This is a genomic window from Acidovorax sp. (assembly GCF_046341535.1).
Classification (GTDB): Bacteria; Pseudomonadota; Gammaproteobacteria; order Burkholderiales; family Burkholderiaceae_C; genus Acidovorax.
Map to the genome: position 1 here is coordinate 1 of NZ_JBKDRI010000048.1, position 7,781 is coordinate 7,781.

10 protein-coding genes are annotated in these 7,781 nt (G+C 66.7%); 3 read left to right on the forward strand and 7 right to left on the reverse strand.

What is annotated here, in order from left to right; all coding sequences use genetic code 11:
- A partial coding sequence (locus ACK543_RS03180) for a LysR family transcriptional regulator (protein ID WP_409941411.1) occupies positions 1-413 on the reverse strand: 413 nt, incomplete at its 3' end.
- A gap of 124 nt (positions 414-537) precedes the next feature.
- Between ACK543_RS03180 and ACK543_RS03185 the strand changes: the two genes are divergently transcribed.
- Positions 538-1,872, forward strand: coding sequence for a D-amino acid dehydrogenase (locus ACK543_RS03185; protein ID WP_409941412.1), 1,335 nt, complete (start codon positions 538-540; stop codon positions 1,870-1,872).
- 106 nt (positions 1,873-1,978) lie between these two features.
- On the opposite strand, the gene ACK543_RS03190 is transcribed toward ACK543_RS03185, so the two are convergent.
- A complete protein-coding gene (locus ACK543_RS03190) occupies positions 1,979-3,178 on the reverse strand; it encodes a M14 family zinc carboxypeptidase (RefSeq protein ID WP_409941413.1) in 1,200 nt (399 codons plus the stop codon).
- A complete protein-coding gene (locus tag ACK543_RS03195) occupies positions 3,178-3,966 on the reverse strand; it encodes an alpha/beta fold hydrolase (protein ID WP_409941414.1) in 789 nt (262 codons plus the stop codon). The genes ACK543_RS03190 and ACK543_RS03195 overlap by 1 nt, the downstream gene beginning before the upstream one ends.
- Positions 3,967-4,082: 116 nt before the next feature.
- On the opposite strand from ACK543_RS03195, the gene ACK543_RS03200 reads away from it, so the two are divergent.
- Positions 4,083-4,604 (forward strand): flavin reductase family protein, encoded by a 522-nt coding sequence (locus ACK543_RS03200; protein WP_409941415.1) that lies wholly within the window; start codon positions 4,083-4,085, stop codon positions 4,602-4,604.
- 85 nt (positions 4,605-4,689) lie between these two features.
- Here ACK543_RS03200 and minE read toward each other — a convergent pair whose 3' ends face one another.
- The 3 genes from minE to minC all read right to left on the reverse strand — a co-directional run bounded on the left by minE (position 4,690) and on the right by minC (position 6,664).
- Entirely contained in the window at positions 4,690-4,956 is a 267-nt protein-coding gene (gene minE / locus ACK543_RS03205; RefSeq protein WP_409941416.1) for a cell division topological specificity factor MinE, read from the reverse strand.
- 3 nt (positions 4,957-4,959) lie between these two features.
- Positions 4,960-5,775 carry a septum site-determining protein MinD gene (gene minD, locus ACK543_RS03210; protein ID WP_409941417.1) on the reverse strand — a complete coding sequence of 272 codons (816 nt, stop codon included), beginning with the start codon at positions 5,773-5,775 and terminating at the stop codon, positions 4,960-4,962.
- Positions 5,776-5,899: 124 nt separating this feature from the next.
- Positions 5,900-6,664 carry a septum site-determining protein MinC gene (minC, locus tag ACK543_RS03215; protein ID WP_409941418.1) on the reverse strand — a complete coding sequence of 255 codons (765 nt, stop codon included), beginning with the start codon at positions 6,662-6,664 and terminating at the stop codon, positions 5,900-5,902.
- Positions 6,665-6,783: 119 nt separating this feature from the next.
- On the opposite strand from minC, the gene ACK543_RS03220 reads away from it, so the two are divergent.
- On the forward strand, positions 6,784-6,942 hold the full coding sequence (locus ACK543_RS03220; RefSeq protein WP_409941419.1) for a hypothetical protein: 159 nt from the start codon (positions 6,784-6,786) through the stop codon (positions 6,940-6,942).
- Between the two features lie 25 nt (positions 6,943-6,967).
- On the opposite strand, the gene pssA is transcribed toward ACK543_RS03220, so the two are convergent.
- The gene (pssA, locus tag ACK543_RS03225; RefSeq protein WP_409941420.1) at positions 6,968-7,594 is read right to left on the reverse strand and encodes a CDP-diacylglycerol--serine O-phosphatidyltransferase; all 627 of its coding nucleotides are present in this window, start codon (positions 7,592-7,594) and stop codon (positions 6,968-6,970) included.
- Between the last annotated feature and the right edge of the window lie 187 nt (positions 7,595-7,781).

Genomic DNA, 7,781 nt, shown 5'->3' on the forward strand with positions numbered 1-7,781 from the left:
GTGAAATCCTGGTCATCCACGATGATTTCCAGCGGCAGCCGCTGGCGCACCAGGTCATGCAGCGCGCCCATGGCCCAGGTGGCGATGCTGTCGGCGTTGATGGCGATGGCAACGCGCTCATCTTCGCGGGCGCCGCCCGGAGCGCTGGGGGCCAGTTCGCGCAGGTCGCGCTCCAGGTCGGCCCGCAGCAGGCGCATCTGCTTGGTGTGCTTGAGCAGCAGTTGCCCGGCCGACGTGGGCCGCAAAGGCCGGCTGCGCACGATGAGCACCGAGCCCACCTGCGCCTCCAGCGCCCGCAGGCGCTGTGACACGGCCGACTGCGTCACATTCAGGCGCTGCGCAGCGCGTTCAAAACCGCCTTCTTCCACAATGGCGGCAAGGCATTCCAGGGCAGCGGGATCGTAGGTACTCATGGTTGGTGGGCCCGGTGGCGGGCAAGGCAAGGGGCGTAAAGGAACCGCATTAGGTCCGCTGATGTTTTTACTAGAAGTTTAATTTTGCTTTTGGTAAAAAGCAACGTCGCGCACACTTCTGAGCATGAAAACAATCATCCTCGGCGCCGGCATCATTGGCATCAGCACCGCGTGGCATCTGCTGGAGCGCGGCCACCAGGTCACCGTCGTGGATCGGCAGGCCGACGCCGCGATGGAAACCAGCTTTGCCAACGCGGCGCAGATCTCGGTGAGCTACTGCGAGCCCTGGGCAAACCGCGAGGCACCATTGAAGGCGTTCAAGTGGATGTTCGACAAGGAAGCCCCTTTGCTGCTGCGGCCCCAGCTGGACTGGCAGCAGTGGCGCTGGGGTCTGCAGTTTCTGGCCCAATGCAACGACGCCGCCTTTGAGCGCAATGTGCAGCAAATTGTGGCGCTGGGCGCGTACAGCCACGCCGCTTTGAAGGACCTGGTCAACGCCACGGGCATTGAATACAACCGCCTGGAGCGCGGCATCGCGCATTTTTACACCGACCAGAAGTCCCTGGACGCGGCCGGCCGTGCGGTGGAGCTGATGCGTCGGCACGGCGTGCAGCGCCGCCTGGTCAGCCGCGAGGAGCTGTTGGCCATCGAGCCCGCATTCAAAGCCTATGGCAACCGCATCACCGGCGGCACCTACACCAGCACCGATGAAAGTGGCGATGCGCGCGTTTTCACCCAGGCGCTGGCGCGGCGCTGTGCGGCCCGGGGGGCGCAGTTCCTGTACGGGCACGATGTGCTGCGGCTCCACAAAATTGGTGATGCGATTGATTCGGTCGCTGTCATGCCCCGCGCGACGGCCTCTGGCAGTCAAAAAGACTTCATCTTGAAGGCCGATGCCTTCGTGGTGGCCTGCGGTTCGTACACGGCACCGCTGCTGCGCACGGTGGGCGTGGATCTGCCCATCTATCCAGGCAAGGGCTACAGCGCCACCTTCCCGCTGCTGCGGCCTGAGGGCGCCCCCATGGTCTCTACCATTGACGATGGCAAGAAGATCGCCATGAGCCGCCTGGGTAACCACCTGCGCGTGGCGGGCACCATCGAACTCGGGGGTTTTGACCTCCGTCTGGACAGCCCGGTGGCGCGCGCGCGCTGCCACATGCTGTCGCGCCGCATCGAGGAAATCCTGCCCGGCGTGTGCGACACCCGCACGCCCGAGGAAGGCGGCAATCCGCAGTACTGGACGGGTCTGCGCCCCGCCACGCCCACCAATATTCCGTTCATTGGACGAACCCGCCTGGGCAAGCTGTGGGTGAACGCGGGACACGGCACCCTGGGCTGGACGCATGGCGCAGGCTCGGGCAAGGCGCTGGCCGAGCTGCTCAGTGGCCAGGAGCCCGCCATGGATTTCGGCTTTCTGGGCATGCCCGCGCAGCGCAGCAGGGGCGTGGCCTTGTCCTGATCACGCGGACCGCGCCGCGCTTGATGCTATCATAGTTGTAGCTGCTAAGACTTACGCATCCAGCGCAACCCCGTATTTTGAATCCGGGTTTTGATCTCCAGCGACTTCAGCGCTGCACGCCGGTGGCCGGCGCGGCAGCCGTGGTGTCGCCGCTGTCGATCAGGCGGGTGTTGATCCACTGGCGCAGGTCGCGCCACATGGCCCGCACCTCGGCCTCGGGCGGCATGCGCAGGGCGTGCGTCAGCTCGATGGTGACCACCGGCACCCCCCGGTGCAGCCCGCCGTAATGCCCGAGCGAGCCGGGGAACACACCCAGTTTGTCCATGCGCAGGCGCCCCAGCCGCTGGGGCGGGTCGTGCGGGCCGTCAAAGTCAAGCACACCATAGGGCGCGTGGATGCTGACCACCAACTGCGGCCGAAACAGCTCGATCTGCCGGTGCAGAAAACGCGACTCGGGCTCGGACAGCGGCTGGTGACCCGGCCAGCGACGAGGGTCTTTGCGGGTGCGCTGCTCCCAGTAGATGGGGGCTTCATGCGCCCAGCCAGGGGTTGGAAAGTTGCGGTTGAGGTCCACCCCGCTGGCATTGACGCGGGTGGGCGTGGGCGCCAGCAACCCGTCGGGGTTGAGCACTGGAATGAAGCGCCAGTGCACCGGCGCCGGCTCTGTGGCGGCCAACGCGACCGTACTCTGCAGTGCCCCGGGCGGCGTTGGCGCGGGCTGCATCCCGGCGCGTTCGCCCTCCGCCATGCCGATCCAGCGCAGCGCCAGCGATCCGGCGGTCAGCTCGTCGCCGTGGATTGCCCCCACCACCAGCACGCGCAGCGGCTCCGCGTCGGGCCGGGAGCCGTTACGGGAATCGGCCACCGCAATGGGCGGCAGCACATCGCGCCAGTACAACGGTGTGCCATCGCGTGAGAGGGCTCCGCTGGGCTGCAACTGCGCGGCCAGGCACTGGGCGCGCGAGACACCCGGCAGGCGCGGCTGCAGCAGCGCGCAAGCTGACGCGGCCGCCTCCACGCTGGGCGGGGGCTGTGCCGCGACGGCAGCGGGCGCGTGGAGGTCGGCCGCGGAGGGGTGTGCAGAAACGCCCGCCGGAGCAGCGAGACTCCCGGCCCCGCTGTCCAACGCAGACGGCGCATCAGGTTGCAGGCCATAGACGCCGTTGGGGCTCCCGGCGGCCGGCCAGAGCAGCAAGGGCACCCACAGCGCCCCGGCCACGGCGATGGCGGCAAGCAAGCCAAGCGCCACCCGCATGGCGGGCGATGCAGCGGCAGGCAGCGGGGTCAAAGGGGCCTGCGTGGACATCAATGCAACACCCGCCGCTCGGCCAGAAAGTGAAGCAGCACAGCGTCAAACGCCTCCGGGCTTTCCAGCTGGGGCCAGTGGCCCACCTGCGGCAGGCTCACATGCACGGCATCCGGCAGAACCTGGGCCAGTGCCTCCAGCGCCGCGGGCGGCGTGCAACGGTCGGCCGCGCCACCGAGCAGCAGCACGGGCGCGGCAAGCCGCTGCAGCACAGGGGCGCGGCGGTCAAACGTGGGCAGCGCATCCAGGGCATGCCGATAGGCGCCTGGGTACACGCGGCCCAGCGCATGCACCGCCAGCTGCACCCCCTGCGCAAGGGCTCCCGTGCCGATGAACCTGGGCACCAGCGTCTGCGCCAGCTGCGCCATGCTGCCGCCCGCGCCCAGGGCCGCCAGTGCCGCCTGACGCGGCGCCACCCAGTCGTGCACCGCCTGTGCGTCCAGCGGCGGCCCGCCCGCACACAGCACCAGGCGATGCACCCGCTGCGGCTGACGCAGCGCTGTCTCCAGCGCCACCATCGCGCCCATGCCATGACCGATCAGCGCCACCGGCGCGGCCTGCAGCGCGTCGATCAGGGCCGCGCAACTGGCGGCCAGCGCCTTGAAGGTGTAAGGCTCCACCGGCGCGCTGTATCCGTAGCCGGGCATGTCCCAGGCCTCGGCGCGGTAGCCGGCACCCGCCAGGCTCTCGACCTGCGGGGCAAAGGTGATGTGGTCACCGTCGGCGTCGTGCAGCATCAGCACCACAGGCCCGGAGCCGAGGCTGGTGAAATGGGGGATGGAGGGCATGCTGGGGGTGGAAGGAGTGAAACGCGGACAAGCGAGCTTAACCCCGTGTCAGCGCATCCGACTGCAACGCACCATAATGTTGGCTCAGCCCAACGCTGCCCCGCAGCCCCGCCTTTGTGACCTCCCCTCTGCCGCGCCCCGTACTCGCCCGCCCGCCCAGCTTCTCCCCCCGCGAATTCCGCGATGCGCTGGGCATGTTCGCCACCGGCGTCACGGTGGTCACCGCGCGCGACGCAGACGGTGAGCTCATCGGGATCACCATCAACTCGTTCAACTCGGTTTCGCTGGATCCGCCGCTGGTGCTGTGGAGCCTGTCGCGCACGGCGGCATCGATGCCGGTCTTTGCCAACGGCCTGCACTACGCCATCAACGTGCTGGCCGCCGACCAGAAAACCCTGGCCGAGCGCTTTGCATCGCGCAGTGCGGACCGCTGGGCAGGCGTGGAACACAGCCGCGGCATCAGCGACGCGCCTGTGCTGGCCGGTACGGTGGCCACGTTTGAATGCTTTAGCCGCAGCCGGTATGAAGAAGGCGACCACGTGATCTTTGTGGGCGAGGTGGAGCGCTGCAGCCACCGCAGCGGTGTGCCGCCGCTGCTGTACCACGGTGGCAAGTTCTATACGGAGCACCCGCTTTAGGGCCCGGCGTTGCGGCGCCAATTCATGTGCGCCGAAGCCTTTTTTCAACCGACATGTGTTGGGGTGGTGAATGCCGTCGTTGCGCTCACCGCACCGTGTCCGGCAGCTCGATCTTGACTTCCAGCACTTCCAGATTGTCCTGGCGCTCCAGTTGCACCTTGATGTCTTCGGCGTTGATCTTGACGTACTTGGAGATCACCGCCACCAGCTCGCGCTGCAGGGCGGGCAGGTAGTCGGGCTCGGACGCGTTGCGGCCGTTGCGCTCGTGCGCCAGGATGATCTGCAGGCGCTCCTTGGCGACGCTGGCGGTTTTTTTCTTCTCGCCAAGAAGGAAGGACAGGAACGACGCCATGGCTTATTTGCTCCCGAACAGGCGTTTGAAGAAGCCGGGCTTTTCTGCTTCGATGAAACGCAGGGGCTTGTCCTGGCCCAGGAAGCGGTCGATCACATCCTTGTACGCTTCGGAGACATCGGTGTCCTTGGCGTGGATGGCGGGCGTGCCCTGGTTGGACGACTGCAGCACCACCTCCGACTCCGGGATCACGCCGATCAGCTTGATGCGCAGGATGTCCTGGATGTCCTCCAGGCTCAGCATCTGGCCGTCCTGCACGCGGCTGGGGTTGTAGCGGGTAATCAGCAGGTGCTCTTTGATGGGCTCGCCGCCTTCGATGGCGCGGCGGGTTTTGCTGCCCAGCATGCCCAGAATGCGGTCGGAATCGCGCACGCTGGAGACTTCGGGGTTGGTCACCAGCAGGGCCTCGTCGGCGAAGTGCATGGCCATCAGTGCGCCGCTTTCGATGCCCGCGGGCGAGTCGCACACGATGAACTCGAAATCCATGGCGGCCAGGTCGGTCAGCACCTTTTCCACGCCGTCCTGCGTGAGCGCATCTTTGTCGCGCGTCTGGCTGGCGGCCAGCACGAACAGGTTGTCGCACTGCTTGTCTTTGATGAGGGCCTGGTTGAGGTTGGCCTCGCCGTGGATCACGTTGATCAGGTCGTACACCACGCGGCGCTCGCAACCCATGATGAGGTCCAGGTTGCGCAGGCCGACGTCAAAGTCGATCACGGCAGTCTTGTGGCCGCGCAGGGCGAGGCCGGTAGCAAAGCTGGCGCTGGTGGTGGTCTTGCCCACGCCACCCTTGCCGGAAGTCACGACGACGATTTTGGCCATGTGTGAAGGTCTCTTGAGGGGTTGCTGTTGAATGAAGGATCCGTTGTCGGGGTGCATGCATCGCCAAGGCGCACGGCACGCCCCCGCGCCCAGGCCAAGGAAAGAAGCGACACAGGAGGCTGGTTCACTGGAGCGCTTCGATGATGAGCTTGTCGCCCTCCAGGCGCACCTGGGCGGGCTTGCCGCGCACGGCGGCAGGCAGCTCGGTTTCGGTGGTGCGGTAGGTGCCCGCGATCGACACGAGCTGGGGCTCCAGGCAGGTGCTGAAGATGCGCGCCTCGGTGTTGCCCCGCGCGCCCGCAATCGCACGGCCCCGCAGCGGTGCATACACATGGATGTTGCCGTCGGCAATCACCTCCGCGCCGAAACTCACCACGGCCATCACCACCAGATCCGCGCCACGGGCGTACACCTGCTGGCCGGAGCGCAATGGCTTGTCAATCACCAAGGTGCTGGGGCCTGCCATGGGAACGGCGCGCACCACCTCGACCTCGCGCACCACTTCACGGACGACTTCGCGCACTTCGGCGGGGGCGGCGGTTTCGGCGCGGGGGGGCGGGGCATCGGGTGCGGCGGCCAGGCCTGCGCCGCAGGCGGCCTCCATCTGCGCCGCACTGCCGCCGCGCACGGCCACGGGCAAGGTGCTGTGGCTGCGCAGGGCTGCCACGATGGCGGCAAAGTCGATGGGCTCAGGGGCCTCGCGCACGGCGCTCAGGTCGATGAGCACCGGGTCGTTGTCGAAGAACCCAGGGGCATCGACCATGCGCTGCGCCAGTTCGGTGATGAACAGCGCGGCGTCGGTGGTCTTGAGCATCACGGCCACCACGGGCAGCGAGGCGCTCTTGAGGTCAAAGCTGATGCGGGCCTGGGCCGCCGTGGTAAGGGCCATGAACGGGTGTGCGGAACGCTAAGAACCGGTGTCAGAAAGCATAAAGTGTACCGTGGGGTGGCGTGGGCAGCCGTGGTGCCTGGCGTGGCGGCCCCATCCAGCGGGGCAGGGCAGGGCCGGTGGCGGGCGAATTTGCCGGCATCCTGGGCAAGCCGATGACCGCGGGGTTGGCGGCGGCACTGGTGCTGGTCAACCGCAAGCCTGCGACGGTTCAGATTGCCATGATTTTTGCGCGGTTACGCACGTCCCGTAAGGAACTTGCGCTACATAAAACATAGCATTTGTCCGCGCGAGGGGATGAATTCACAGCTTGGGTATCCGGATCCGGCTGATCATGAGCGAGCCCGACACCGCAAACAGCAGCACCAGCGGGTGCAGCGTGAAGCCGCCGATCAGCACCTTGCCAAACCACAGGTTCTCGCGCACCGCGCCCGACCAGGCGGCCAGCGCCAGCAGGCCCACCAGCACGATGGATGTGGGAATGGGCGTGCCCTCGAAGTGCTTGACCTTGCCCGTGCCCTCGGACAGGGTTTCGGCCGTGACGTTGTAGCGCGCCAGGCGCGAGACGCCGCAGGCCACAAAGAACGCCAGCACCACCCGGTCGTACAAGCCCTGCATGCCGCAGCCATAGGCGATGATGGCCGGTGCCACGCCAAACGAGATCACGTCGGCCAGCGAATCGAGCTCGCGGCCCATGGCCGAGCTTTTCTGGCGCCAGCGGGCGATGCGGCCATCGAGCACATCAAAGACCAGCGCTGCCAGCACCAGCGCGCAGGCGTAGTACAGGTGGCGCACGGCGTCGGTTTCCAGATACGTCATGGACGAAAACAGCGCGCCCACGCCGCACACGGCGTTGCCCAGCGTGAACCAGTCGGCCAGATGGAACTCGCGGATCATCGAGAAGCGCTTGGGATGCCGGTCTGTGGTCATGGGTGAGGTCTCCTGCTGAAAACGCGCCGCCGCTGCCGTCTTCCTGCTAGGAGCCTGTCGGACTTGGAAATCGTCGGCTGCAAATCGACCGCAGCGGTCCATTTTTAACCGCCTTTTTGCCCCATGGCTCGGCTATGGGGCTGCAAATTCGGCAAAAACTGTCCTCGCTGGGGCCGATTTTCGCTTT